The sequence below is a fragment of the Microlunatus elymi genome (genome assembly GCF_007362775.1).
In the GTDB taxonomy this organism is placed as follows: Bacteria; Actinomycetota; Actinomycetes; order Propionibacteriales; family Propionibacteriaceae; genus Microlunatus; species Microlunatus elymi.
The window spans coordinates 1,389,559-1,414,871 of the sequence record NZ_CP041692.1; the positions used below are offsets into that span (position 1 = coordinate 1,389,559).

Annotated in this window: 23 protein-coding genes; 6 read left to right on the forward strand and 17 right to left on the reverse strand. The window is 66.7% G+C overall.

Translation table 11 applies throughout. The features are described 5' to 3' along the window. Nucleotides 1–42 precede the first annotated feature (42 nt). Nucleotides 43–1,089, reverse strand: coding sequence for an aldo/keto reductase (locus tag FOE78_RS06240; RefSeq protein ID WP_143985528.1), 1,047 nt, complete (start codon nucleotides 1,087–1,089; stop codon nucleotides 43–45). 71 nt (nucleotides 1,090–1,160) lie between these two features. Here FOE78_RS06240 and pdxR point away from each other — a divergent pair, with 71 nt between their 5' ends. Beyond that, nucleotides 1,161–2,597, forward strand: a complete 1,437-nt coding sequence (gene pdxR / locus FOE78_RS06245; RefSeq protein ID WP_143985529.1) for a MocR-like pyridoxine biosynthesis transcription factor PdxR — start codon at nucleotides 1,161–1,163, stop codon at nucleotides 2,595–2,597. On the opposite strand, the gene FOE78_RS06250 is transcribed toward pdxR, so the two are convergent. The 7 genes from FOE78_RS06250 to FOE78_RS06280 all read right to left on the reverse strand — a co-directional run bounded on the left by FOE78_RS06250 (nucleotide 2,586) and on the right by FOE78_RS06280 (nucleotide 10,447). After that, complete coding sequence (locus tag FOE78_RS06250; RefSeq protein ID WP_143985530.1) at nucleotides 2,586–3,743, reverse strand: RNA polymerase sigma factor; 1,158 nt, start codon at nucleotides 3,741–3,743, stop codon at nucleotides 2,586–2,588. The genes pdxR and FOE78_RS06250 overlap by 12 nt on opposite strands. Nucleotides 3,744–3,771: 28 nt before the next feature. After that, nucleotides 3,772–4,185, reverse strand: coding sequence for a YciI family protein (locus tag FOE78_RS06255; RefSeq protein ID WP_143985531.1), 414 nt, complete (start codon nucleotides 4,183–4,185; stop codon nucleotides 3,772–3,774). A gap of 427 nt (nucleotides 4,186–4,612) precedes the next feature. Then, on the reverse strand, nucleotides 4,613–5,392 hold the full coding sequence (locus FOE78_RS06260; protein WP_143985532.1) for an ABC transporter ATP-binding protein: 780 nt from the start codon (nucleotides 5,390–5,392) through the stop codon (nucleotides 4,613–4,615). Next, complete coding sequence (locus FOE78_RS06265) at nucleotides 5,389–6,603, reverse strand: ABC transporter ATP-binding protein (RefSeq protein ID WP_143985533.1); 1,215 nt, start codon at nucleotides 6,601–6,603, stop codon at nucleotides 5,389–5,391. Before FOE78_RS06265 ends, FOE78_RS06260 begins: the two co-directional genes overlap by 4 nt. Continuing rightward, nucleotides 6,600–7,541, reverse strand: a complete 942-nt coding sequence (locus FOE78_RS06270) for an ABC transporter permease (RefSeq protein ID WP_143985534.1) — start codon at nucleotides 7,539–7,541, stop codon at nucleotides 6,600–6,602. Before FOE78_RS06270 ends, FOE78_RS06265 begins: the two co-directional genes overlap by 4 nt. Beyond that, nucleotides 7,541–8,551 carry an ABC transporter permease gene (locus FOE78_RS06275; protein ID WP_143985535.1) on the reverse strand — a complete coding sequence of 337 codons (1,011 nt, stop codon included), beginning with the start codon at nucleotides 8,549–8,551 and terminating at the stop codon, nucleotides 7,541–7,543. The genes FOE78_RS06270 and FOE78_RS06275 overlap by 1 nt, the downstream gene beginning before the upstream one ends. 45 nt (nucleotides 8,552–8,596) lie before the next feature. Continuing rightward, a complete protein-coding gene (locus tag FOE78_RS06280; protein WP_228266078.1) occupies nucleotides 8,597–10,447 on the reverse strand; it encodes an ABC transporter substrate-binding protein in 1,851 nt (616 codons plus the stop codon). 197 nt (nucleotides 10,448–10,644) lie between these two features. On the opposite strand from FOE78_RS06280, the gene FOE78_RS06285 reads away from it, so the two are divergent. Beyond that, on the forward strand, nucleotides 10,645–12,192 hold the full coding sequence (locus FOE78_RS06285) for an ATP-dependent DNA ligase (protein WP_143985536.1): 1,548 nt from the start codon (nucleotides 10,645–10,647) through the stop codon (nucleotides 12,190–12,192). Between the two features lie 101 nt (nucleotides 12,193–12,293). Continuing rightward, a complete protein-coding gene (locus FOE78_RS06290) occupies nucleotides 12,294–12,845 on the forward strand; it encodes a SecDF P1 head subdomain-containing protein (RefSeq protein WP_143985537.1) in 552 nt (183 codons plus the stop codon). Nucleotides 12,846–12,913: 68 nt separating this feature from the next. Here the strand turns inward: FOE78_RS06290 and FOE78_RS06295 are convergent, their stop codons facing one another. Then, on the reverse strand, nucleotides 12,914–14,191 hold the full coding sequence (locus tag FOE78_RS06295) for an MFS transporter (RefSeq protein ID WP_210414843.1): 1,278 nt from the start codon (nucleotides 14,189–14,191) through the stop codon (nucleotides 12,914–12,916). 223 nt (nucleotides 14,192–14,414) lie between these two features. Continuing rightward, nucleotides 14,415–15,038 carry a superoxide dismutase gene (locus tag FOE78_RS06300; protein ID WP_143985539.1) on the reverse strand — a complete coding sequence of 208 codons (624 nt, stop codon included), beginning with the start codon at nucleotides 15,036–15,038 and terminating at the stop codon, nucleotides 14,415–14,417. 209 nt (nucleotides 15,039–15,247) lie between these two features. Between FOE78_RS06300 and FOE78_RS06305 the strand changes: the two genes are divergently transcribed. Both FOE78_RS06305 and FOE78_RS06310 read left to right on the forward strand, forming a co-directional pair. Further along, nucleotides 15,248–16,129, forward strand: coding sequence for an ABC transporter ATP-binding protein (locus FOE78_RS06305; RefSeq protein WP_228266079.1), 882 nt, complete (start codon nucleotides 15,248–15,250; stop codon nucleotides 16,127–16,129). Then, on the forward strand, nucleotides 16,105–17,697 hold the full coding sequence (locus tag FOE78_RS06310) for a hypothetical protein (RefSeq protein WP_143985540.1): 1,593 nt from the start codon (nucleotides 16,105–16,107) through the stop codon (nucleotides 17,695–17,697). The genes FOE78_RS06305 and FOE78_RS06310 overlap by 25 nt, the downstream gene beginning before the upstream one ends. Nucleotides 17,698–17,711: 14 nt before the next feature. Here the strand turns inward: FOE78_RS06310 and FOE78_RS06315 are convergent, their stop codons facing one another. The 7 genes from FOE78_RS06315 to FOE78_RS06345 all read right to left on the reverse strand — a co-directional run bounded on the left by FOE78_RS06315 (nucleotide 17,712) and on the right by FOE78_RS06345 (nucleotide 23,390). Further along, entirely contained in the window at nucleotides 17,712–18,311 is a 600-nt protein-coding gene (locus FOE78_RS06315) for a class I SAM-dependent methyltransferase (RefSeq protein ID WP_143985541.1), read from the reverse strand. Continuing rightward, nucleotides 18,311–19,237: a tRNA pseudouridine synthase A gene (locus tag FOE78_RS06320; RefSeq protein ID WP_143988613.1), complete on the reverse strand. Its 927-nt coding sequence runs from the start codon at nucleotides 19,235–19,237 to the stop codon at nucleotides 18,311–18,313. Before FOE78_RS06320 ends, FOE78_RS06315 begins: the two co-directional genes overlap by 1 nt. A gap of 2 nt (nucleotides 19,238–19,239) precedes the next feature. Continuing rightward, a complete protein-coding gene (trmB, locus tag FOE78_RS06325; RefSeq protein ID WP_228266080.1) occupies nucleotides 19,240–20,046 on the reverse strand; it encodes a tRNA (guanosine(46)-N7)-methyltransferase TrmB in 807 nt (268 codons plus the stop codon). After that, nucleotides 20,043–20,303, reverse strand: a complete 261-nt coding sequence (locus FOE78_RS06330) for a hypothetical protein (RefSeq protein ID WP_143985542.1) — start codon at nucleotides 20,301–20,303, stop codon at nucleotides 20,043–20,045. The genes trmB and FOE78_RS06330 overlap by 4 nt, the downstream gene beginning before the upstream one ends. A 116-nt stretch (nucleotides 20,304–20,419) precedes the next feature. Further along, nucleotides 20,420–21,292, reverse strand: coding sequence for an ABC transporter permease (locus FOE78_RS06335; protein ID WP_143985543.1), 873 nt, complete (start codon nucleotides 21,290–21,292; stop codon nucleotides 20,420–20,422). Then, entirely contained in the window at nucleotides 21,279–22,175 is an 897-nt protein-coding gene (locus tag FOE78_RS06340; protein WP_210414844.1) for an ABC transporter ATP-binding protein, read from the reverse strand. The genes FOE78_RS06335 and FOE78_RS06340 overlap by 14 nt, the downstream gene beginning before the upstream one ends. Nucleotides 22,176–22,277: 102 nt before the next feature. After that, the gene (locus tag FOE78_RS06345; RefSeq protein WP_210414845.1) at nucleotides 22,278–23,390 is read right to left on the reverse strand and encodes a LolA family protein; all 1,113 of its coding nucleotides are present in this window, start codon (nucleotides 23,388–23,390) and stop codon (nucleotides 22,278–22,280) included. 149 nt (nucleotides 23,391–23,539) lie between these two features. Here FOE78_RS06345 and FOE78_RS06350 point away from each other — a divergent pair, with 149 nt between their 5' ends. After that, nucleotides 23,540–25,222, forward strand: coding sequence for an ABC-F family ATP-binding cassette domain-containing protein (locus FOE78_RS06350; protein WP_143985545.1), 1,683 nt, complete (start codon nucleotides 23,540–23,542; stop codon nucleotides 25,220–25,222). Nucleotides 25,223–25,313 lie beyond the last annotated feature (91 nt).

A 25,313-nucleotide genomic window follows, 5' to 3' on the forward strand; every position in this document is an offset into this window, starting at 1 on the left:
CGAGGTCGGGCTCGCGCTGGCATCCGGTAAGCCGGACTCAGCTCACACGGCATCCAGCAGGGCGAGTTGATCATCGGTCAGCTTGACGTCCAGCGTGCCCAACGCCTCATCCAGTTGATCAACCGAGCTGGCACCGAAGATCGGCAACATCGCGGCGCGGCGCGGAGCAAGATCATCCAGCGCGTGGGTGCTGGAGCCGTCGCGATAGGTGAAGTTGCTCTTCGGCCCAGCCAGCTGCCAGGCCATGATCACCTGATTGGCAGTGGCACCAAGATCATGAGCGATCCGATGCACCAGCCGAAGACGATCATGACTGCCCGGATGGTCATAGTAGGAACGAAAATCCATCCAGGGACGGACGATCTGACCGCCCTGCTGAGGTGAGTACGTGGTGATCGTCAGGTCCGGCTCGGAGGCCGCGTAGTCGACCATCTCGCCGGTGACCGCACTGCCGTCGGCGTAGCCGGGACGGGTCCAGTAGATCGAGTGTTCCTGTTCCCAGGCACCGAACTCCGGCCGGCCGTGTTTCAGACTGTGCGCCCGGGCCAGAGCCAGCCGCCAGGTCATCGTGTTGGACAGCCCCGGGATCGCGATCAATCCCTCCTCGGCCAGCGCGGAGAAGGTGTCGGCGATCTCCGTGACGTCGCGTTCACGATCATCGACATGCCCGTAATAGACGCCGACCCGTTCGACGCCGAGGCGCTGCAGGCTGCCGGTGAGCTCACGGCGTACGACCTCGGGTGCCAGACCCTCGTAGTTGGTCGGCGGGATGCCGGACAGCGGACGGTCGCCGCTGAGCTTGCCCGCGCCGCACTTGGTGGCGATCACCACATCGTCGGCCGGCTTGCGGATGGCCAGCCAGCGACCGAGGACCCGTTCGCTGTCGCCGGCCCGGGTGCCGAGGGACTCCTCGGTCCACGCGCCGTAGTTGTTGGCGGTGTCGAAGAACCGGCCGCCGGCCTCGTAGTAGCGATCGAAGATCGCGAATGCGGTCTGCTCGTCGGTGCTGACGCCGAGATTCATGATGCCGAGACAGAGCGGGCTCACCTCGAGTCGGGTGTCGCCGCTGCGCAGAACTCTGGTTTCCATGAGGACTAACGTAGGAGGATATTGGTCTGGACTGACAGGCCAATCCGATCACGAGAAACCGAGCCAATTCCATGATCGAATCCATCGTGAACGTCGCCGGTCTGACGCTCGATCTCGGCTCGCCGGGGCAGCCGCTGATCCGGCGGTTGATGGCCGCGCTTCGAGACGGCGTCCGGGACGGCCGGCTGCCGGCCGGCACGGCGTTGCCGCCGAGCCGGACTCTGGCGACCGAGCTCGGCTGCTCCCGCTGGGTGGTGACCGAGGCGTACGGCCAACTGGTCGCCGAGGGATACCTGAACGCGGCGCAGGGGTCGGTGACCACGGTCCGCGCCCTCGGCGTGGCCGATGATCATGGTCCGACGCGGCGTTCGCAACCTGATCGGCGGCCGCGTTTTGATCTTGCTCCCGGCGTCCCGGATCTGGCCGCGTTCCCGCGGGCTCGTTGGGCCGACTGCTATCGGCGAGCGGTGCTGGAACGAGAGACCGGGTTGCTCGGCGGCCGAAGCCTGCTGAGCACGATCGATGCGCGGTCGGTGATCACCGACTATCTGGTGCGCACGCGGCAGATCCGGGAGGATCCCAGCCAGCTCAATCTGAGCAGCGGCGCGACCGACGCGGTCGGCTGGCTGGCCCGGTTGCTGTCTGCCGGCGGACATCGGCGGATCGCGGTCGAGGATCCGTCCTGGCCCGGGCTGCGTGACGCGGCTCGCCGCGCCGGGTTGCAGCTGGTGCCGATCGAGGTGGACGGTGACGGCCTGCGCGTTGATCAACTCGACGACCATCGAGTGCGAGCCGTGATCTGTACGCCGGCGCACCAATTCCCTACCGGGGTGGCGATGTCGGCCGATCGGCGGCTGGCGCTGATCGACTGGGCTCACCGGGTGGACGGCTTGATCATCGAGGACGACTACGACGCGGAGTTCCGTTACGACCGCCGGCCGGTCGCCAGTCTGCAGGGGATGGCACCGGATCGGGTGGTGCTGGTCGGTTCGGTGTCGAAGACGCTGTCGCCGGCTGTCGGCCTGGGCTGGACGGTCCTGCCGCAACAGTTGATCATGAGGATCCTGTCCGAAGATCTCGAACTCCGCACGGGACCGTCGACCTTCACCATCGACGCGATGGCGGCCATGATCAGCGGCGGCTGGTACGAGCGGCACCTGCGGGCGATGCGGCTGACGTACCGGCGGCGGCGGGAGGCCCTGCTGGCAGCGCTCTTGGAGCTACTGCCCGAAGCGACGGTACGAGGCATGCCGGCCGGACTGCATGTCGTGGTCGATCTGCCCGCCGGCACCGACGTCGAAAACATCGTCGACCAGGCGGCACGGCGCGAGGTCGCGGTGGCCGGCATCGGTCGCTACCGACTTCGCTCGGATCCTGCGGAATCCTCACTGGTGTTGGGATTCGGCAACCTCCGCTCCGGCCGCGAACGGGACGCGGTCGAGATTCTGGCAGCGGTGATCAGCACCGCGGGATCGGGTGCCGGAGGGCGTGACCGGTCACGAGGATGATCTGGCCGAGTTGAGCCGCGCTGCCCGCTTCGTCAGCTGATGCTGCTCGGCCACCGTGGTCGCACTCCGAGCAGCATCGGCGTACAACCGGGCGGCCTCGGAGAGGTTTCCGGCACGCTCTTGCAGATAGGCAGCCACGGCGGCGTAGCGAGGCAGCGACGGATCAAGATCATCAAGCGCTCGCAGACCCACCAATGGTCCGTCGACCTGACCGACCGCCACCGCGCGATTCAGCGCCACCACCGGTGAATCGGTCAACCTGAACAGTTCGTCGTACCAGTCGAGGATCTGCCGCCAGTCCGTCTCCGCCGAGTTCGCGGCGTCGTCGTGGAGGGCAGCAATCGCTGCCTGGGCTTGATATTCGCCGAGCTGATCACGAGCCAGCGCGTGCTGCAGGATCAGCACACCTTCTTCGATCAGCGTGGTATCCCAACGGGAACGATCTTGTTCGTCGAGCGGGACCAGTTCGCCGGCAGCGGTCCAGCGGGCGGCCCGGCGGGCGTCGGTGAGGAGCATCAGGGCGAGCAGTCCGTCCACCTCCGGATCGTCGCCGGCCGCAGCCAACTGCCGGGTCAGCCGGATCGCCTCCAGCGCCAGATCGACCTCACCGGTGTGCCCTTCGCTGAAGATCAGATAGAGCACCCGGAGCACGGACTGCACCTCACCGGGACGGTCGAACCGTTCGCCGAGCAGATGGCGCTTGGCCCGACTGATCCGCTGCGCCATCGTCGTCTCGGGGACGAGGTAGGCGCGGGCGATCTGGGCCGTGGTCAGACCGCCGACGGCGCGCAGCGTGAGCGCAATCGCCGATGCCGGACTGAGCGAGGAATGGCAGCAGCGGCTGAGCAGCAGCAGGGTGTCGTCGGACTGCTCAGTCGGCCCCGTCGACGGCTGCTGGTGGTCCAGCACCTCGCGTCGGCGGCGCGCTGTCTCGGATCGCTGCTGATCAACCAACTTGCGCCAGGCGACGGTGATCAGCCAGCCGCGTGGGTCGTCCGGCTGTCGGTCGGGCCAGTGTCGGGCCGCCTCGATCAGAGCCTCTTGGACGGCGTCCTCGGCCACCGCGAAGTCTGCTCCGCGGCGGACGAGGACACCCAGCGTCTGCGGACCGAGCTCGCGCAGTTGCTCGGACAGTTCGGCATCCATCTGCTGCGTCTCCTCGGTAGGCTCGGGTTCAGCTGTCCTGGACCGGCGCCTCGGTCAGGAACGGCCGCACCTCGATCCATTCCTCCAGCGGCTTGCCACCGGGCCCCGGCGCCGAGGACAGGAACGCCGCCGCCTCGTGCGCCCGTTCGGTCGAGTCGACGTCGATCACCATCCAGCCGGCGATCAGATCTTTGGTCTCGGCGAACGGCCCGTCGGTCACCGGCGGCTTGCCCTCACCGTCGTACCGGACGAAGGCGCCCTCCGGCGACAGCGCCTGCCCGTCCACGTACTCGCCGCGCTCGGCCAGCACATCGGCGACATGCTGCATGAATTCGAGGTGCGCGGTCACCTCCTCCGGCGTCCACTTGTCCATCGGCAATTCGGCATTCGGCCGCTGCTTCGGTCCGCCGCGGTAGTGCTTGAGCAGCAGGTACTTCGCCATGATCGTCTCCGTCTCCCTGGTTGATGCGGTCATTGTTGCCGCAGCTTCGAACTGGGAACGGTGCGGGCAGCCGGTTCTCGACATCGAGATCGGGAGAATTCGGAACCGTCCGTTCCGAATCTGGTCACCGGACTCGGCGGTGTTCGGGTGGTCGTGCCGGGAGCGAGTGCGGCCGGCGTCGTGGTTCACGATCGAACTCGCCCACGGTCGGGGTGCGTTTGCGGTGGGGCGCGGTCGTACGGCCGCCCGGGTTGCCGAACGACGCCGGCAGTGCGGGTGCGGGTCGTAGTTGGAAGCACCGGTCACCGGACGGCGCCCTGGCTGCTGGTCAGAACTCAACTGTGGTTGGGAAACGAACGCTCCGAGGCCAGCGATCATCGGTCAAACCCAACCATGGTTGGAAAACGTACGGGGTTCTGCCTGCGGGTCAGCCGAGTTGGTCGGTCGGCTGCAGCCGGGGTACGTCGCTGAGCAGCCGCTGGGTGTATTCGTGCTGCGGGTTGAAGATCACCTGTTCGGCAGGTCCGTGTTCGACCAGCACCCCGTGCTCCATCACCAGCACCTGATCGGCGATGTAGCAAGCCTGGCCGATGTCGTGGGTGATGAAGAAGACGGTCATCCCGAGTTCCTGGCGCAGATCGGCCAGCACGTTGAGCAGGTTGACCCGCAGTGACGCATCCAGCATCGAGGTCGCCTCGTCGGCAATCAGCAGCCGGGGCTGCATCATCAGCGCCCGGGCGATCATGATCCGCTGCCGCTGCCCGCCGGACAGCTCGTGGGCGTAGCGATTCAGGACCTGAGAATCCATCCCGACATGCGCCAGCGACTCCTCCATCCGTTTCCGCCCGACCGCAGCGTCCTTGACCAGCTTCAGCGACCGGTTCAGCATCGTCCGTACCGTGAAGAACTGGTTATAGGCGCTGAACGGGTCCTGGAACACCGCCTGTACGTTGCGCCAGTAGTCGGCGCGCTCGCGGCCGCGGGTGTTGGTGATGTCCCTGCCGTCGAAGGTCAACGTGCCGGAGCTGACGTTCATCAGCCGCAGCATCAACCGAGCCATCGTCGACTTGCCGGAGCCGCTCTCGCCGACCAGCGTGGTGACGGTGCCGGGCTGGATCTCGAACGAGACGTTCTTGACCGCCTGCACCGCGTTGTTGCCGCGGCCGAACGTCTTGCAGACGTCATCGACGGTGAACAGTGCGCTCATTCTCGATCTCCGTCCCGATCCTGGTTGCCGCCGCTCGACGGGGCCAGCTTGCTCAGATCGCCCAACTCGACCAGGTCCCCGGCGGCCGCGTCGGCGCCGACGGCCTCGGTGGCGATCAGTTCCTCGGTGTCGATATTGGTGTGGGCCGACAGCTTGTCCATCGGCATCGGCACGTCGGGATTCTTCGCCGTCCAGAAGCAGTCGGCGTAAACCAGGTCGTTGCCGACGTGCGGCGGATCCTCGGCCGAGCACTCTTCCATGGCCAGCGCGCAGCGGGGGTGGAAGCGGCAGCCGGTCGGGGGGTTGGCCAGATTGGGCGGCGCGCCGGGGATGCCGAACACGCGCCGCGTGCGGATCTGCGGATCCGGGGTCAGCACCGCATTCAGCAGCGACGCCGAGTACGGATGCCGCGGGTTCTCGACGATGTCGTCGGCCGGCGCGATCTCGGCGATCCGACCGGCGTACATCACCGCGATCCGGTCGGCCACCTCGTGCAACACCGGCAGGTCGTGGGTGATGAAGATGACCCCGGACATGATCTTGGCATCCAACATCTGCTTCAGCATCTCGATCAGCTGCTTCTGCGACGACACGTCCAGAGCCGAGGTCGGTTCGTCGGCGATCAGCAGCCGTGGATTGAGCAGGGTCGAGATGATCGTGATCACCCGCTGCCGCATGCCCCCGGACAGCTGGTGCGGGTAGGCGTCGAGCACCCGGGGCGGCAGCCCGAGGGATTCGATCCGGTCCCGGGCCCGGTCCAGCGCATCGTTGCGGGCGACCCGCCCGTGGGCCTTCATCACGTCGATCACCAGGCTGCTGACCTTCATGGTCGGGCTGATCGAGTTCATCGCGCCCTGCGGCAGCAAAGAGACCACCGAGCCACGCCAGGTGCGGGGCACCTTGTGGCCCTGGCCGATCTGCTGCACCTTGCCGTCGATCTCGATCGCGCCGGCCCGGACGTAGAGCGGCGGGCGGGCGTTCAGCGACAGCACCGAGCCGAGCGTGGTCTTGCCGCAACCGGATTCACCGGCGATGCCGAGGATCTCGCCCTCGTCGATGTGGACGCTGACGTCGTCCAGCGCCACCACGTCGCGACCGAAGCCGCCGTAGGCAGCGGTCAGGTTGGTGGCGTTGAGCAGTCGGTTGCTGCCCGCGCTCGCCCGTGATTCGTACGAACCCCACACGTCGTCATCGGTCAGTTGTCCGGTCATGCCCTACCTCCGGCGGTCTCGGTGTCGGGGGCGATTCCTGTCACGGCGGGTCCCTCGGCCAATGCGCCGACGTTGACCGCCGGAGCACGGCGGGCGGCCCGGCTGCGTCCACGACGCAGCCGTGGATTGAACACCTCATCCAGGCTGGACTGCAGAAGCAGCAACGAGAACGCGATCATGGTCAGCATCAGGGTCGGCGGCAGGAACGCCCAGTAGGCGCCGACCCGGACCGATCCCCAGACCAGTGCCCAGTGCAGCATGATGCCGAGGCTGACCACCCCGGACGGGCCCAGACCGAGCATCGACAGTGCCGCCTCGGTCAGGATCGCGCCGGACATCTGCAGCACGAACGCCATCACCACGTACGACAGCAGGTAGGGCAACACGTCCCGCAACAGGATGCTGGGCAGCGAGGCACCCGAAATCCTGGCCACGTCGATGTGTTCACGGGTACGAACGCTGGTCGCCTGGGCGCGGACTGCACGAGCGGTCCACGGCCAGCTGGTGATGCCGATCACCACACCGAGGATCAGGACGCCCCGGCTCGGCAGGGCGACCGACAACAAGATCACCACGACGATGGCCGGAATCGCCAGGACGACGTTGGTGAATCCCATCAGGACGTCCTCGACGGTGCCGCCGAGGTAGCCGGCGAAGAGGCCGATGATCAAGCCGATCCCGGTGGCGATGCCGCCGGCGATGATGCCGACGATCAGTGAGGTCCGGGTGCCGAAGACCAGATTGGCCAACACGCTCTGCCCCTGGTTGTCGGTGCCGAGCATCTTCGCGCCGAATCCCTCCGGCGGGTCGTACAGACCACCGACCACCGCGTCGGGCGAGGTCTTGACCACCATCGGTCCGATGACCCCGACCACCAGCACGGCGATGATGAAACACAACGCCACCCAGAATCTCGGGGTGAAACTGACCGCCCTCATCAGCGTTCTCCTACCTGTGCGGCGCGAATACGGGGATCGATGAGCCCGTAGATGATCTCGACCAGGAAGTTGGCGGCGAGCACGGCCACCGTGATGATCAACGTGATCCCCTGGATCACCGGATAGTCATTCGCGCCGATCGCATCGAACAGTTGGGAGCCGATTCCGGGATAGGAGAACACCAACTCGGTGATCAGCGCACCGCTGACCAGGGTGCCGATCGACAGCGCCAGGCCGGTGATCTGCGGCAGCATCGCGTTGCGGAACACGTACCGGGTCATGGTGCCCTGCCGCAGCCCGAGACCGCGGCCGTAGTTGACGTAATCGGCGCCCAACTCGTAGATCGCCATCGACCGCATGCCGACCGCCTGGCCGCCGACGAAGATGATCACCAGCGACCAGAACGGCAACCACCAGTACGAGATCGCGTCACTGATGAACGTCATCGACAACTCGGGACTCATGCCGGGCGAGTAGGCACCGCCCACCGGCAGGAAGCCCCAGGTCACGCCGACCAGGTAGAGCAGGATGATCGCCAGGCAGTAGTACGGCATCGCCGACATGAAGAGCGATCCGACGAAGGCGCCCCGGTCGAACCAGCCGCCGCGGAACGCGCCGATCGCACCGATGACGTTGCCGACGATCCAGCCCACCAGGATCGCCGGCAACTGGATCGCGATGCTCCACGGCAGCGCCTGGCCGACGATGCTGTTCACCGAGGCCGGATACTGGGCGAAGCTGGTGCCGAGATTGCCGTGTGCCAGCTGTTTCAGGTAGGTGAGGAACTGCTCGTACCAGGGTTTGTCCAGACCGAACTGGTGAATGTAGTTGTTGTAGATCACCTGCAGTTGTTCACCCGTGGTCCCCCCGCCCTGCGCCATCTTGGTCACGATCGCGTCGACCGGACTTCCCGGGATGATGCGGGGCAGGAAGAAGTTGAGCAGCAGGGCGATGAAGAACGCGAGCAGATACCACAGGGTTTTCTTGCCGAGATAGCGAGCAAAGACCATCGAACATCCTTGTTCTGTCGTCGCCGTTGTGGTCGTGAGCCTGGGTCAGCTACCAACCCTCTTGAGCTTGAACAACCACTGGATGCCGGCACCCTGCCACATCGGCGGCGCGTACGGGTTCTTCTCGTCCGGGAAGTTCGTCCAGTTCGACTCGTTGTACTCGTAGAACTCCAGCGGGCGATACATCACCGGGATGACCGGGATCGTCTCACGGAAGATGTTGTCCAACTCGCGGATCGCCGCGATCGACTCCTGATCATTGGCTGCCGCTGCCGCCTTGTCCAGCAGCGCCGGCACCCGGGAGTCGGAGAATCGGCCGTAGTTGTAGAAGGCCTGCTTGCCGATCTTCGGTACCCCGCGATTGTCCAGCATGTCCCGATAGCGGGCCCACGGGCTGTTCGGGCCGACACCGGTGTAGGTGTTGTGGACCAGGTCGAAGTTGCCGTTCTGCATCGCGGTGGTCCAGGTCGGTGCCTGTGGGAAGTTGGTCTTGACGTCGATGCCGACCGCCTTGAGATTCTTGGAGATGATCTCGCAGCTGGTGTTCCAGTCGCTCCAGCCGGTGGGGCAGGAGATCGTCCAGCCGCCCAGCTTGGTGCCGTCGGGCAGCGAGTAGATCCCGTCGGATCCCTTCTTGGCCTTGAGTTCGTCGGTCAGGATCTGCTCGGCCTTGTCCGGGTTGTACTCCCAGCCGTTCGCCTGCACCGCGGACGCGTCGAAGTACTTCTCCTCCGAACCCTTCGGCACGATCATCGATGCCTGCGCATCGTCGGAGTAGCTGCTCATCGCGGTCTTGGCGATGTCGCCGTAGTTGATCGCGTACGCGAAGGCCTTGCGGACCTTCACGTTGTCCAGGCCCTTCTTGGACAGGTTGAAGATCACCGACGGCAGGTTGCCCGGGATGTAGTACGGCTTCTCCTTCAGCCAGGTGCCGACCGGCTTGCCCTTGTCCTCCCACATGGTCCAGATCTGGCTGGTGAACTGCTGGCTGGCGTCGACCTGGCCGCTCTCCAGGGCGAGGTCGCCGTCGGAGTTGGACTTGTAGATCTGGTGGTGAACGATCTTCATCGGTGGCTTGCCGTACGCCGTGTTGCCCCAGTAGTTGTCGTCGCGGAGCAGGTGCACCTGGGTCTGATCGGCCTTGCCGATCTTGAACGGTCCGCTGCCGACCGGCTCCATGTTGGTCACGGTGATGATCTTGTCCGGGCTGGTCTTGCTCCAGATGTGCTTGGGCAGGATCAGCACGCTGTTCAGCGCGCCCTTGACCGTCGGCGGGTTGTACGGATTCTTCTTCAGCGTGAAGGCGACGGTGCGCGGGTCCTTGGCCTCGACCTTGTCCAGATAGGTCCACACGTTGGAGAAGTTGAGCGCGGCCTGCTTGCCGAGCTCGAAGGTGTAGACGACGTCGTCGGCGGTCAGGTCCTGGCCGTCGGCCCACTTGGTGCCCTCCTGCAGCGGCACCTCGATGGTGTACTTGTCCGGCATCGACATGCTCTTGCCCAGGCCGGCGTACAACTTGCCGTCGAGGATGTTCCAACGCAGCAAGGTCTCGTAGATCAACTGACTCTGCCCGCCGCCGGTCGGCCAGGCCGGAGTGGCGCTGTACGGGTTGAAGCTGGTCGGCGGCCCCCATTGGAAACCGGCGACGAAGAGCGTCTCGCCGGCGTCACCGGCGCGTCCCTTGGCGGCACCACTGGTCTTGGCGCCGGGGTTCTTGTTGCCGGCGGCGCTGCCGCAGGCGGTGACGGTCGAACCGAGAATCACTCCGGTCGCGCCGGCACCGGCCAGAGCCAGGAAGCGGCGCCGGTTGGTGGCCCAGGAGTTGGTCCAGCGTTCGACATTCATTTCTGAGGTTCCGGAGTCCGTGCCGTGGCCGGAGCTGCTCGGGTCAGTCATTTTCCCTCCACGTTGAGGTGATCGAATGGCGGTACAACCTGCGTGCGCCGACGGATCGAAACGATCGGCGATGTCTGCAGGCACATCATTACTGAACCGGTTCGGTTGTCAACGCCTGTTACGAAAATCGTTATCGAGATTCGTCGCGAGGCTCAGGCTCGTCTGAAGCTGTCCGTGCCGGACGGCAGAATCGGGGCATGACTGACGACCACGGCATCCTGCTCGATCGGCTGGTCGCCGCCTGGCGCGGGCTGGCCGCAACGCGATCACGCAACGCCAAACGTGACCTGATCGCTGCCGTGCTGCGGGAAGCCACCGCAGCCGATGTCGAGATCGTGGTGAGCTATCTGTCCGGCAGCCTGCGCCAACGCCGGACCGGCATCGGCTGGCACAGCTTGCAGGACCTTCCGGCGCCGGCCGCCGAGGCCTCGCTGCGGGTCGTTGAGGTCGACGCGGCGTTCGAGCAGATCTCCGGGCTGGCGGGGCCCGGATCGGCCGCGTTGCGGCAGGCGGCGGTGGCCGAGTTGTTCGGCCGGGCCACCGCCGGTGAGCAGGAGTTGCTGCGCGGGCTGATCTTCGGTGAGCTGCGGCAAGGCGCCCTGGAGTCGGCCGTGCAGGACGGCCTGGCGGCGGCGTACGACGTTGATCGGGCGACCGTGCGTCGAGCGGCCATGTTGCTCGGTTCGACCACCGCGGCCGCCCACTTGTTGCTCACCGAGGGTGAGCAGGCGTTGGCTGAGGTCAGCCTCCAGGTCGGGATCGCGGTGCAGCCGATGCTGGCCGCCAGCGCCCCGGATGTCGAAGCGGCATTGGCCAAGTCCGGTCTGCCGGCGGTGATCGACGCGAAGTTGGACGGCATCCGCGTGCAGGTGCACAAGCACGGTTCCAAGATCAACATCTTCACCCGCAGCCTGGACGAGATCACCGAGCGGCTGCCGCAGGTGGTGGCCACCGTCGCCGCCCTGCCACAAGATCAACTGGTGTTGGATGGCGAGGCGTTGGCGCTGCGCCCCGACGGTCGACCGGAGGTGTTTCAGCAGATCGCCTCCAGCGCGGCCACCAGGAGCGAGTCGGCCGGTGCCGAGCGGCTGCCGCTGCAGGCGTACTTCTTCGATCTGCTGCGGATCGACGAGCTGGAGCTGCTGGATCAGCCGCTGGCCGAGAGGTCGGTGATCATGACCGACACGCTGCCGCCCGCTCTGCTGGTGCCACGATTGATCACCGACGACGGCGGGCGAGCCGCCGACTTCTACGCCGACGTGGTGGCCCAGGGTTTCGAAGGCGTGGTGATCAAGGACCCCACAGCCTCGTACGCTGCCGGTCGCCGGGACGCCGGTTGGGTGAAGGTGAAGCCTCGGCACACCTTCGACCTGGTGATCATCGCCGCCGAGTGGGGACACGGCAGGCGGCAGGGCTGGCTGTCCAATCTGCACCTGGCCGCCCGCTCCGACGACGGCGAGGAGTTGATCATGCTCGGCAAGACGTTCAAGGGACTGACCGACGAGATGCTGGCCTGGCAGACCGAGCGGTTCCTGCAACTGGAGGAGCGACGCGTCCCGGGAATCGTCTTCGTCCGGCCCGAGTTGGTGGCCGAGATCGCCGTCGACGGGTTGCAGACCTCGCCGCGCTATCCGGGCGGGGTGGCGCTGCGGTTCGCCCGGGTGCTGCGCTACCGCGAGGACAAGCCCGCCGCGGAGGCGGACACCATCAGCACCGTGAAGCGGCTGCTGCCGGCCATCGATTGATCATGCTGTTCACCGGGGGCACATGATGATCTTGTGGCGACGTGATCGGCCAGGCCTGGGCCGGGCTTGACAGTCGACGGCTTGCCCTTGAAGCTCGACGCGTGACTGGAGCCCTGCGGCGGTGTCTTGCCTGGTTCGCCATCCTCCTGGTGTGCGCCGGCACCGCTTCCTGCGGGCTGGCCGACCGGATTCCTCCCAGCGGACACAGGTCGACCCCGCCGGCTCAGCCGCGAGAGCTCACCGCGCCGTTGCTGTTCTGGCCGGTGAAGAAGGCGGAGCCCGGCGCCTGCCCGGCCGGCCTCAAGTTGGCGGTCGACGACGAGCCGAACGGAATCTGCCTCCGGCTGGGCGCCGCGGCACTCGTGGTGGACCGGCTGAAGGCGGTGTCGCTGGACCCGGGGCAGTCCGGCGACTGGGCCGTCGACATCACCCTGGCCGACGGCGACGCCGAGCCGTTCAACCGGCTCACCGAGGAGCTCAGTCAGCAGACGGATCCGAAGAATCGGATGGTGCTCACCATCGGTGTGCCACCGGACGGACGGCTGCTGACCGCGCCGTCGGTTCCGCAGCGAATCGACGGGGCGCAGTTGACGATCAGTGGATCGTTCACTCGGGACCAGGCCGAGCGCCTGGTGCACGACCTGGGCGGTTGACGGCCGGTGAGTTGCTCATCACCGTCCACGGCCACGGGCGCAGTCCGGATGATCATCAGCTAACCCCGTCAGTCGGCCAACGGCTTGCGGGACGTCTCCGGCATCACGATGTAGACCACCAGCGAGACCACGCACAACAGTGCGACCCACCAGCCGAAGAGTCCGGGATTGCCCCGCTCGGCGAAGAACGTACCGATGAAGGGTGCGGTGCCACCGAACAGGGCAACGGTCAGTGAGTACGGGAATCCGATGCCGGCGGCGCGGACCCGGCCGGGAACGATCTCGGCGTTGAGTGCGGCACTGATCGAGGTGAAGCCGCTGAGCAGAACCATGCCCAGCAGACTGATCAGCAGGTAACCGCCGAAGGACGGTCCCGATCTGATCAACGCCAGTCCGGGGACGATGCCGACGGCGAACGCGGCGGCGAAGATGATCAACAGTGGCTTGCGTCCGATCCGGTCGCTGAGGCTGCCGACCAGGGGTTGGATCGCACCGAAGAAGGCCAGCGAGATGGTGGAGATCAACAACGCCATGCTCGGGTCCACCTTGTTCTGCTCGGCGTAGTTGGGCAGATAGGTGGTCCAGGTGTAGTAGCTGATGGTGCCGGCGATCGTCACGCCGATGATCAGCAACGACGGCTTGGGGAATCGTACGATCGCCTCGAACAAGTGCGGCTTGTGCTCGACCGGCGGGACATGCGTCTCCACGGCCGCGCGCCGGATCCACAGTCCGACCAGAGCGATCAGGGCGCCGACGGCGAAGCCGATCCGCCAGCCCCAGGAGTTCATCTGGCTCGACGTGAGGGTCAGCGTCAGCACGGTGGCCAGGCCGGAGGCGATCAACTGGCCGATGGTGGTGGAGACGTACTGGAAGGACGAGTAGAAGCCGCGCCGACCCTCCGGCGCCGATTCCACCAGAAACGTGGTGTTGGCGGCGAACTCGCCGCCGATCGACAGCCCGGACACCAGTCGTGCGAACACCAAGATCACCGGCGCCAGGATCCCCACACTCGCGTAGGTCGGCGTGATCGCGATGATCAAACTCGCCGCACCCATGGTCAGGATGGTCAGCGTCAGCGTGTTCCGCCGGCCCCAGCGATCGGCCAGCGCACCGATCAACAGCCCGCCGATCGGCCGCAGGAAGAACCCGACAGCGAAGACCGCGAACGAGCTCAGGGTCTGTGCCAACGCGTTGTCGCCGGGAAAGATCTGCGGCGCGAAATAACGCGTCAGGAAGCTATAGATGTACCAGTCGTACCACTCGGCAGTGTTGCCGATCCCGGCTGCGAGGATCTGCCGGGCACCGCGCCGCTGAGCTGGAATCACATCGGTGTTCTGACCAGACACGTCCCCGACGCTATCGCGGCTTCGCCGCCGGCTCGTCGACATTCCATTCGGTGGTCCGCGGGATCGTTCGTCAGCCGCGCGCAAGATCGTCAGCCGCACCTGATATCGCCCGGCCCACCGCCAGCCGCACCCAAAAACGTCAGCCGCACCCGAAATTTCGGGTGCGGCTGACGTTTTTGCGCGCGGCTGTGTCCGGGCCGAGGACTCGAGCGCGCGCCAATGGTCAGGGGACGATGAGGCCCTGGGTCTGGCTGGTGGCGCGGGTGAAGCGGTCTTGGGCGTCGGCCCAGTTGACGACGTTCCACCAGGCTTTGACGTAGTCGGGTTTGACGTTTTGGTATTGCAGGTAGAAGGCGTGTTCCCACATGTCCAGCAGCACGATCGGGATCTGGGCCAGGGGCAGGTTGCCTTGTTGGTCGTAGAGCTGGACGATGTTGAGGCGGCGGCCCAGGGTGTCGTAGGCCAGGATGGCCCAGCCCGATCCCATGATGCTGGTGGCGGTGGCTTCGAAGTGGGCGCGGAAGGCGTCGAAGGTGCCGAAGTATTCGTCGATGGCCGCGGCGAGTTCACCGGTGGGTTTGTCGCCGCCGTCGGGGGACAGGTTGGGCCAGAAGACGGAGTGGTTGACGTGGCCGCCGAGGTTGAAGGCGAGCGCCTTTTCCAGGCCGGCGACGGTGCCGAGTTGGTTCTTCTCCCGGGCTTCGGCCAGTTGGTCCAGGGCGGTGTTGATGCCCTTGACGTAGGTGGCGTGGTGCTTGTCGTGGTGCAGTTCCATGATCTTGCCCGAGATGTGCGGCTCCAGTGCGCCGTAGTCGTAGGGCAGATCAGGAAGCTCATAGGCAGCCATCGGAATTCTTGTCCCCTCGCTCGTGAGTAGCAATCAGGATGAATCTTTTCGCATCCTAACGCGCTGGTCGGCGGGCGCCGAGGGGTGCCCCGACCGCCGATGATCTTCCGCTGACGTCAACCATCGTCGATCCCAAGATCAACCTTCGTCACCGCAGGATCGCGACAAATGTCGTACCCGATCTGGGTCGTCGCGTGTTGGATGGAGCCATGTCGGAATACGCGATGGCACCCAATCAGGACTCACGATCGGCAGACCCTCGATCGGTTGCGGCCGGATCACCGGCAACGGGGGCGCCCGACAGGCAGCCGCTGCCGGCACTTGATCTTCGTGGCCTGCAGAAGAGCTTCGGTGCCAAGCAGGCCGTGCGCGGCCTGCAGTTGCAGGTGATGCCGGGGCGGCTGTTCGGGCTGGTCGGCCCGAACGGCGCCGGCAAGACGACGACCTTGTCGATGGCGACCGGCTTGCTCCGTCCGGACGCCGGCAGCGCGCTGATTCTCGGCCACGACGTCTGGACCGATCCGCCGGCCGCCAAGGCGCTGATGGGCGTGTTGCCCGACGGCGTCCGGCTTTTCGACCGGCTGAGCGGCCGGGAGTTGCTCCGCTACATCGGCCGGCTGCGGCAGGTCCCCGAGGACGACATCGAGATCCGCTCGTCCGAGTTGCTTGCCGCACTCGGCCTGACCGACGACGCCGATCAACTGGTGGTCGATTACTCAGCCGGCATGACCAAGAAGATCGGCCTGGCCTGTGCGTTGATCCACGCGCCCCGGTTGTTGATCTTGGACGAGCCGTTCGAGGCGGTCGATCCGGTGTCCGGAGAAGGCATCCGGTCGATCCTGCGAGGGTACGTTGCCAGCGGCGGCACGGTGGTGATGTCCAGTCACGTGATGGAGTTGGTGGAGAACCTCTGCGACAGCGTCGCCGTGGTCGCGGCCGGGCAGGTGCTGGCCGCCGGCAGCCTGGACGAGGTACGGGCCGGAATGTCTTTGCAGCAAAGATTCCTGCAACTGGTCGGCGGCGCCGGCAACGTCGCCGTACAGCAGGGTGGCGAGGAGGTGCTGTCGTGGTTGCGGTCATCGTCGGTCTGAAGCTGAGCCTGCTGCGCAACGGGTTGCGGCGCAGCACCTGGCGGCTGGTCGCCATGATCATCGGTCTGGTGTACGGGGCCGCGATCGTGGCCGGTGCCTGGGCCGGACTTATCGCCCTGCGCTTCGCACCGTCCTGGCTGGCTGCCGACCTCACCACCGTCGGCTTCAGCCTGTTGACGGTCGGCTGGCTGTTGATGTCGCTGCTGGCCTTCGGAGCCGACGAGACGGTCGACCCGAGCAGATTCGCGCTGTTGCCGGTGTCTGCGCAGCGGTTGCAACCCGGGCTGTTCCTGGCCGGCCTGATCGGCGTGCCGGGACTGGCCACCGCGCTGATCGGGTTGGGCAGCGTGGTCACCTGGGCGCGCAGCCCGGGCTTGATCATCGTCGCAGTGATCAGCGTGCCGTTCGGCGTGGCCAGCTGCTTCCTGATCGCCCGAGTCGCCACCACCGCATTCGCCCAGGCCCTGTCCTCACGGCGATTCCGGGACTTCGCCGCGGTCGTGATGGCACTGTTCGGCGCCGGTGTCGCGCTGAGTATCAACGCGATCACCCGGGCATCCTCCGACTTCAGCCCGGCGGCACTGCGAGCAATGCTGCAGCACACCGCCGCCGCGCTGGGTTGGACGCCCTTCGGCTGGAGCTGGTCCGCGCCGGCCGAGCTGGCAACAGGGTCCTGGCCGGCGGCGATGATCAAATTGCTGCTGAGCGCCGCTCTGATCATCCTGCTCTGGTACGGCTGGCAGCGCTTCCTCGTCCGCAGCCTGACCTCGCCGTTGGAGGTCGGTGGGACTACCCGGCGTGCGGCCCACGGCAGCTTCATCGACCGGCTCTATCCAGCCACCCGAGCGGGCGCGGTGGCCGCTCGCAGCCTGCGCTACTGGCGACGCGATCCGCGTTATCTGGCAGCGATCAGCGGCATCTGTGTCGCGCCGTTGATCATCATCGTGACCCAGTTGATCAACCCACACTCCGGTTCGGCGACGGTGGCGATGTTTGCGCCGACGCTGCTGTCGCTGTTGATCGGGAGCGTGGTGACCAGCGACATCTCCTACGACGGCACCGCGCTGTGGACCCACGTCAGTACCGGGATCCGCGGCGCCGACGATCGCGCCGGCCGGGCGATGGCGGTGGGCACGGTGATCGGCCCGATCGCCCTGATCATGACCGTGGTGGTCGCGGTGCTCGGACACAAGGAAGCCTTGTTGCCGCAGGTGCTGGCGTTGGTGATCGGTCTGGGCATGATCGCCATCGGCGTCGGTTGCTGGGCCGGTACGGTCTGGCAGGTGCCGGTGCCGCCGCCGGGCTCGAATCCCTTCCAGCGTGGCAACAGCGGCGGACTGGCGGCCCTCGCCTCCACCGGCGCCACGGTCGGGCTGACGGCTGCTTGTGCGCTGCCGACGATCGCCGTGGTGATCGGCTCGTTCTGGATCGGCTGGCTGGCGTACGTGGGGATCGCGGTCGGTGTCGTCAGCGGAATCGTTGCGCTGCGACTCGGCATCGGACTCGGTGGTGCCCGGCTGGACCGCCACTGGCCCGAGGTGCTGGCCCGGGTCGGCGCCAACTCCTGATGGTCGGAGTCTGGTCAGGAGGCGTGTGCGACCAGAACACGGAATCCCTTGGCACTGGCGACTCGCTCACACGGATAGTCCTGGGCGGTGAGCCAGGTCTGCAACGAGTCGGCGCCGAGGTTCTTGCCGACGACCATCCGCATCACACCCTCGGGCGTCAGCCGGGGCAGCCAGGTCAGCAGCAACTCGTGCAGTGCTTGCTTGCCGATCCGGATCGGCGGATTGGACCAGATCTCGTCGTATCGCGCGGCCGGATCCGTCTGCTCGGGGCGTAACGTGATCACTCGTTGGGCCACGCCGGCTGCGGCCGCATTCTCCTTGCAGAGTTGAAGAGCCGCGTCGTTGACGTCGACCGCGTCGACTGTCGCGCTCGGGCAGTGATCGGCCAGCGCGATGGCGATCGGACCGTAGCCGCAGCCCACATCACACAATCGCCGGGCGCCGGTCGGCGGGTCACAGGAGCGCAGCAGGACCGCGGTGGCGATGTCCAGACCGGACCGGGCGAAGACGCCGCTGGCGGTGATCAACTCGTAGTCGGTGCTCCAGATGGTTGCCGTGGTGAGCTGGCGATTTTTGCCGGCGTCCGGGGAGTTGGTGAAGTAGTGGTCAGCCATCAATCGTCCTCGGTGATGATCGATTCTGAGCGACCATGATCAACACGCCGGAGCTTGCGGGACTCCTCGGCCCGCGCGGCCAATTGATCATCGTCGGGATAGCCGACCTCCTCCAGGGTCAGACCTGAGGCCGGCATCACCTGGATGCCGCTGTCCCGTACGCCCCGGGTCGCGACCTCGGCCGCCCAGCCGGCGTCCCGTGAACCTTCGCCGACGCGCACCAGGGCGCCGACCAAGGCGCGCACCATCGAGTGGCAGAAGGCGTCGGCGATCACGGTGAACTCGATCGTGCCGGCCAGCGGTCCATGATCAACTCGGCGGCCGGACAACTCGATCAGGGTACGGATCGTCGTCGCACCGTCTCGGCGCTTGCAGAATGCGGCGAAGTCGCGAAGCCCGATGAGTGACTGACCGGCGAGATTCATCGCCGACAGGTCCAGCGGACGCTGCCAGGTCGCTAAATGATCACGGTGCAAGGGATCCGGCGGCACCGCGAGGTCCGACAGGCGGTAGACGTAGCGTCGCTGGATCGCCGAGAAGCGAGCATCGAAACCGGTCGGGGCCCGGGACACGCGGCGTACCACAAGATCATCGGGAAGCACCCGGGCGAAGCGTCGCCGCAGGGTGGTGCCGTCATCGGTGATCACCGCGGGATCGAGGTCGAAATGGCAGACCTGTCCGCGGGCATGGACGCCGGCGTCCGTCCGCCCGGCGCAGGTCAAACCCACCGGATGACCGACCCGTAGCAGCCGCGGCAGCCAAAGCTCCAACTCTCCCTGCACCGTACGGCGTCCGGGCTGTGCGGCCCAGCCGGAGAAGTCGGTGCCGCGATAGCTGACGTCGAGCCGCCAGCGGGTCGACTGCGTGATCGCCGAATCCTGGTGGACGCGGGCAGTGCCCGACGGTCCAAGATCAACTTCACCCATGATCACCGACGCCGATAGGCAAGATCGAAGATCTCCCGGCCCTCGTCGATTCCGCGCTGCTCGAACTTGGTGATCGGCCGAGCGTCCCAACGTGGCGCGTACCCGCCGGGGTGCAGGCTCTCGAACGCTTCATGATCATCGAGCACCGTCCGCATCTGCTGGGCGTAGTCGGCCCAGTCGGTGGCCAGTCGCCAGACGGCCGCGGGCCGCAGTCGGGAGGCGACCAACTCGGCGAAGTCGTGGTTGAGCAGCCGACGCTTGCGGTGCTTGCTCTTGTGCCACGGATCGGGGAAGAACATCCACAACTCGTCCACGCCGGCCGGCGGTGCGAGCTGTCGCAGCCCTTCGACCGCGTTGGCCTGGATGATCCGTACGTTGTCGTTGCCCTGCCGGTCGATCTTGGCCATGATCCGGGCGATCGCGGGCCGGTAGACCTCGAAGGCGAGCACGTTCGCCTCCGGGCGGGCGGCCGCCATCGGCACCAGCGACTCGCCCATCCCGGGACCGATCTCGATGATCAGCGGCGCGCTCCGGCCGAACTCGGCAGCGAGATCGATGCCGTGATGGGGATCGATCGAGGTGCTGTTGCCGTGGCGCGGGACCTCGATCAGCCACTGATCATGGAACCTGTCCCACAACCGTTGCTGTTGCGGTGTCAGCCGCGGGCTCCGGCGGACGAAGGACACCACGCCGCGTCGATTCTTCTGCTCGACCAGGCCGAGCGCGGTCGGATGCCTGTCAGGGTGCGCCTGGCTGGTGGTGGGTTCGGCGCCGTCGGCGGCGGTGGCCGGGTCGTGGGCGAGGATCACTGCTGCTTCCGCTTCTCGTACTGGTAAAGGATGAATCCCAGCACAATCACCACGCCGAGGAAAACCGCGGCACCGGTCCAGAAGCTCTGAGTGAGGGAGACCACGATCGCGCCCGGGACGGCGCCGCACAGCGACAGGATCCAGAGGCGAGTCTGTTGCCCGCGGGACCGTTCCGGCATCTGCTTGCGGCCGGGTTGGTTGCGGCCCGGATAGCGATTGCTCGGCGGTTGGCCCGGCTGACGATTGCTCTTACCCACCAGATGAACCTACCGCGCCCGATGACCAGCTGTTATCGGGTGAGATTCGGACCGACATTGGTGCGAATTTCACCCGACGATCACAACTGAACCCTGATGTGCCGCAACGCGGGAGCTCAGCTGGTGACGTCCTTGGTGGTCAGCCGGGCCCAGGCGGCGAGCCAGAAGACCACCGCGTAGACGGCGGCGGTGATCAGGCCGCGGCCGATGTTCCCGCCGTACATCGGATCCCGCAACACGTCGGCGAACGCCGACCACCAATGGGTCAACAGGTACGGGTGCAGCCAGTCCAACTGCTGGATCGTGTCCGCGATGAACATGCCCACGGTGATCAGCACGGTGGCGACCATCGCCCCGATCGGCTGCTCGGTCAGGGTGGAGATGAAGAGCCCGATCGCGCCGACCGCGGCAAAACCGGCGGCCAGATAGCCGCACGCCAACAGCAGCCGCCACAGGCCGCCCGCGAACGAGATCTCGGTGCCCGACAGCAGCGGCAGCGACCCGGCACCGAACAAGATCACCCCGATGATCAACCCGACCGCGGCCACCAGCAGGGTCGCCAGCAGCGAGAAGATCACGATGCTGGCGTACTTCACGGTGAGCAGCCGGGTCCTGCCAACCGGCACCGTCAGCAGATATCGCAGGGTGCCGATGTTCGCCTCGCCGGCGATCGAGTCACCGGAGATGGTGGCGATCGCCAACGGCAGGAACAGGGGCAACTCGACGGTCAGCGCCGCCAGTGCCACGAACAACCCGTTCTCGGTGATGCTGCTGATGAACGCCGGACCGCCTCCACCACCGGCCCCCCAGATCTTCACCGCGACGGCGATCAGCACCGGCACCGCGGACAAGGTGGCCAGTCCGGCGATGTTGCGTCGCCGGGTCACCACCAGCCGGAATTCCGAACCCAGCAAGCGAATCCACGACGAGATCGGGTACGCCGCCGGCGCCGGTCGAGTGCCGCTGGCCGCCGACCTAAGCGCTGACATCGAAGCCCTCCCCGGTCAGTTCGACGAACACGTCCTCCAGGCTGGGGGAGTCGACCGCGAACCCGTACACACTGACGCCGTCGGACACCAGGGCCGGCATGATCGACTCCGCCGGCACCGCACCGAGTGTCCCGGTGACCAGTTGATGATCATGATCAGCGTGCCCGGGGCTGCCGATGGCTGCGTCTTCGATGCCGAGCTTGATCATGATCTTGGTCGCCTGCTCGGCCTCGTTCGTCTTGATCTTGACCGTCGGCGCGGTCCGTCCGCGTAGCTCCTCGATGGTGCCCTGAGCCAGCAGGTGACCGGCGTGCATGACGCCCACGTGACTGCAGATCTGCTCGACCTCGCTGAGCAGGTGGGAGGAGATCAAGATCGTCGCACCGTCGCCGGCCAGGTCGGCGACCAGATGGCGTACCTCCCGGGTGCCCTGCGGATCGAGCCCGTTGGTCGGTTCGTCCAAGATCAACAGATCCCGCGGTTGCAGCAGCGCGGCCGCGATCGCCAGCCGCTGCCGCATCCCCAGCGAGTAGGCCCGGAAAGTCTTCGTCGCGGCCGGCAGCAGACCGACCCGGTCCAGTGCTGCGTCGATCCGTTTCTTGGCGGTACGTCGGTCGGCGTGCGGATCGGCGGCGTCGAGCCGGGCCAGGTTGCGCCGTCCGCTGAGATAGGGATGGAAGGCCGGTCCCTCCACCAGCGAACCGACCCGCGGCAACACCGCCGCACCGCCCTCGGGCATCGGCCGACCGAGCAGGTAGGCGACGCCGGCGGTCGGCCGGATCAGCCCGAGCAGCATCCGGATCGTGGTGGTCTTGCCCGAGCCGTTCGGGCCGAGGAACCCGTACACCGAACCGTCCGGCACCGCCAGGTCGATGCCGTCCACCGCCAGCTGATGCCGGAACCGTTTGGACAGGCCCGTACTGGCAACCGCGGCCTGGTTCGTGGCCGGAACGGTTGCGGTCGGGGCCGGCGCGCTCAGAACCGCCTACTTCTGCAGCGCCGAGTAGAGCAGGGCCGGACGAACCGCGCCCGCCGCCACCCGGCCGTCCTGGGTGATCACCGCTGAGAACAACGAGCCTTGCAGCAACCGGCCCGATCCCCACGAGCCGGACACCTTCGGCAGCGACTGGATCAGCTGGCCGTACTCGCCAGCCTGCTGGCCGGTCTTGGTGAGCTGATCAGTGGAACCGACGACCACCGAGGTCCAGCCCTTACCGACGACCTTCGGCTGTGCCGGGGCACTCGACTTCTGCGGGTGCGCCTTGTTGGTGGCGCCGCCGATCGTGTGATGCTCGACGGTCGCGCCGGCCGGCGGGGTGAACTGGAAGTTCTTGGCGGCGGGCTGGGAGAAGTCGACGCTGGTGAAGCCGACCGAGAAGGCCGGATCAGCCTGCCCGTCGGCGCGGACCTGAACTCGCAGCGGGACCGACGTCTTCGCGTCCACCGCAATGCTGACGTCGGCGACCAGCGAGCGCTGGTCCTTCGGCGTCAGCACCAACTCGTACGCCGATCGGCCGGCGACGGTCGCGTTGCGGCCGACCGAGGTCGCGGTGGTCGGACCGATCTCGGCCAGTGCCTGCTGAGCAGCCTCCTGCGGCGTGGCCGGGACCTCGCCCTGCCGCATAGCCGGCTTGCCGCCGACGTACGTGGTCTGGACGGCCTTCTTGTCCGCGCTGGACCACACCCAGGCCTGGTTGCCGTTGCGGATCAGGTCGGACTCGCCGTAGCTGCCGAGCAGGGAGACCCGGGACTTGTCCTGCCCGGAGGTCCACACCTTGAGCGTGTGGCTGCCGGTCAGCAGGGAGGAGAAGTCGCTGGAGTCGCGACGTTCGTTGGACGGCATCGTCGGCAGTCCGAGGTTGGCCGTCTCGCTGACCGTGCCGGAGAGGCCGTCGACATGAGCCGAGGCGACCGCCGTCAGCAGTTGCTCGGCGTTCTTCTTCGGCAGCGTCGGTTCGGCGGCTGCGGAGGTGGCGATCAGGCTGCCGCCGACGGCCAGCGCGGCGACGGCGACGGGAACGATCCACCTGGTCGTCTGTCGTCTGCGCGGCGCTGCCGGTGTCGCAGCTGCTGGCGGGTAGTTGGCGTCGCTGGGCATGGCCTCATTCTTCCCCCGATTCGCCGAGACACCAGGGGCTGGGGGAGTTCTTTCCGACGATTTCGTGCGACTCAGGTCGTACATCGAATCGCGTCGGCGCTCGGAAATCGGCGAGCGGGCAGCGGCAGCGCGAACTAGGGTGACGTCTCATGGGACACGTGGAGCTGACCGGGGTGTCGTTCCATCTCCCGGACGGACGGCCGCTGCTGGACGAGATCACGTTCCGCGTCGGGGACGGCGCGGTGATCGCGCTGGTCGGTCCGAACGGCGCGGGCAAGACCACCCTGCTGCGGATCATCTCGGGTGATCTCGAACCGAGCTCCGGTGGCATCTCCCGCAGCGGCGGGCTGGGTGTGATGCGTCAGTTCATCGGCAGTATCCGGGACTCATCGACGGTGCGTGACCTATTGCTCTCACTGGCGCCACCGCGATTGCAGCACGCGGCGGCCGAAGTGGATCGGCTGGAGCTCGAGTTGATGGCCGACGACAGCGAGCCGACCCAATTGAAGTACGCGGCCGCGCTGGCCGAGTACGCCGATGCCGGCGGGTACGACGCCGAGGTCACCTTCGATGCCTGCTGCACGTCGGCGATCGGGATCGATTACGACCGGGCCAAGTGGCGTGAGGTGAACACGCTGTCCGGCGGTGAGCAGAAGCGGCTGGCCCTCGAGGCGCTGCTGCGCGGGCCGGACGAGGTCCTGCTGCTGGACGAACCGGACAACTATCTGGACGTGCCGGCCAAGCGCTGGCTGGAGACGCAACTGCAGCAGACCAAGAAGACGGTGCTGCTGGTCAGCCACGACCGCGAGTTGCTGGCGAATGCGGCCACCGGCATCGCCGCGCTCGAGCTCGGCTCCGCCGGGAACACGCTGTGGGTGCACGGCGGCGGCTTCGGCACCTTCGCCGAGGCGCGGCGGGCGCGGTTCGAACGGTTCGAGGAGTTGCGCCGACGCTGGGACGAGGAGCACGCCAAGCTCAAGGCCCTGGTGATCATGTACAAGCAGAAGGCGTCGTACAACGCGGACATGGCGAGTCGGCTGCAGGCCGCCCGGACCCGGCTGGCCAAATTCGAGGAGGCAGGTCCGCCGCAGGAGCTGCCGCGCGAACAGCAGGTGTCGATGCGGCTGCGCGGCGGGCGGACCGCCAAACGTGCCGTGATCGTCAACGACCTCGAGCTGACCGGACTGATGAAGCCGTTCAGCACCGAGATCTGGTACGGCGACCGGGTCGGTGTACTCGGCTCGAACGGCTCCGGCAAGTCGCATTTCCTGCGCCTGTTGGCTCTCGGCGGTTCGCTGCCCGAAACCGATCTTGAACCGATCGGCGGAGTTGATCTTGCTCCGGTGGCGCACACCGGGATCGCTCGGCTCGGGTCGCGGGTCAAGCCGGGCTTGTTCGCGCAGACCCATCACCATCCGGAGCTGGTCGGCAAGACGCTGCTGGAGATCCTGCATCGCGGTGATGATCATCGTGACGGTTTGGATCGGGAGTACGCGGCTCGCCGGCTGGATCGCTACGAGCTGGCCAAGTCGGCGGACGTCCGGTTCGACCTGTTGTCCGGTGGCCAGCAGGCGCGCTTCCAGATCCTGTTGCTGGAGCTGTCCGGCGTGACCTGCCTGTTGCTGGACGAGCCGACCGACAACCTCGACATCGAATCGGCGGAGGCGTTGGAGGCGGGCTTGGACGGCTTCGAGGGCACGGTGATCGCAGTCACCCACGACCGCTGGTTCGCCCGCGGTTTCGACCGGTTCCTGATCTTCGGCTCCGACGGAAGCGTGTACGAGTCCGAGCAGCCGGTCTGGGACGAGGGTCGGGTGCAGCGCGCCCGCTGACGGCGCCCGCTGCTGTCCTCTTCGCTATCGGCAGCTCCCGCGTACCCGTGAAGCTCCCGCGCACCTCCGACGCTCCCGCGCATGATCGAAC

Bases quoted from the DNA above. Each gene is read 5' to 3' on its own strand.
- FOE78_RS06280 (WP_228266078.1), bottom strand. From the start codon at position 10,447: ATGACTGACCCGAGCAGCTCCGGCCACGGCACGGACTCCGGAACCTCA.
- FOE78_RS06260 (WP_143985532.1), bottom strand. From the start codon at position 5,392: ATGAGCGCACTGTTCACCGTCGATGACGTCTGCAAGACGTTCGGCCGC.
- FOE78_RS06315 (WP_143985541.1), bottom strand. From the start codon at position 18,311: ATGGCTGACCACTACTTCACCAACTCCCCGGACGCCGGCAAAAATCGC.
- FOE78_RS06240 (WP_143985528.1), bottom strand. From the start codon at position 1,089: ATGGAAACCAGAGTTCTGCGCAGCGGCGACACCCGACTCGAGGTGAGC.
- FOE78_RS06275 (WP_143985535.1), bottom strand. From the start codon at position 8,551: ATGGTCTTTGCTCGCTATCTCGGCAAGAAAACCCTGTGGTATCTGCTC.
- FOE78_RS06345 (WP_210414845.1), bottom strand. From the start codon at position 23,390: ATGCCCAGCGACGCCAACTACCCGCCAGCAGCTGCGACACCGGCAGCG.
- FOE78_RS06300 (WP_143985539.1), bottom strand. From the start codon at position 15,038: ATGGCTGCCTATGAGCTTCCTGATCTGCCCTACGACTACGGCGCACTG.
- FOE78_RS06350 (WP_143985545.1), top strand. From the start codon at position 23,540: ATGGGACACGTGGAGCTGACCGGGGTGTCGTTCCATCTCCCGGACGGA.
- FOE78_RS06305 (WP_228266079.1), top strand. From the start codon at position 15,248: ATGTCGGAATACGCGATGGCACCCAATCAGGACTCACGATCGGCAGAC.
- pdxR (WP_143985529.1), top strand. From the start codon at position 1,161: ATGATCGAATCCATCGTGAACGTCGCCGGTCTGACGCTCGATCTCGGC.
- FOE78_RS06285 (WP_143985536.1), top strand. From the start codon at position 10,645: ATGACTGACGACCACGGCATCCTGCTCGATCGGCTGGTCGCCGCCTGG.
- FOE78_RS06255 (WP_143985531.1), bottom strand. From the start codon at position 4,185: ATGGCGAAGTACCTGCTGCTCAAGCACTACCGCGGCGGACCGAAGCAG.
- FOE78_RS06250 (WP_143985530.1), bottom strand. From the start codon at position 3,743: ATGGATGCCGAACTGTCCGAGCAACTGCGCGAGCTCGGTCCGCAGACG.
- FOE78_RS06265 (WP_143985533.1), bottom strand. From the start codon at position 6,603: ATGACCGGACAACTGACCGATGACGACGTGTGGGGTTCGTACGAATCA.
- FOE78_RS06335 (WP_143985543.1), bottom strand. From the start codon at position 21,292: ATGTCAGCGCTTAGGTCGGCGGCCAGCGGCACTCGACCGGCGCCGGCG.
- FOE78_RS06320 (WP_143988613.1), bottom strand. From the start codon at position 19,237: ATGGGTGAAGTTGATCTTGGACCGTCGGGCACTGCCCGCGTCCACCAG.
- FOE78_RS06270 (WP_143985534.1), bottom strand. From the start codon at position 7,541: ATGAGGGCGGTCAGTTTCACCCCGAGATTCTGGGTGGCGTTGTGTTTC.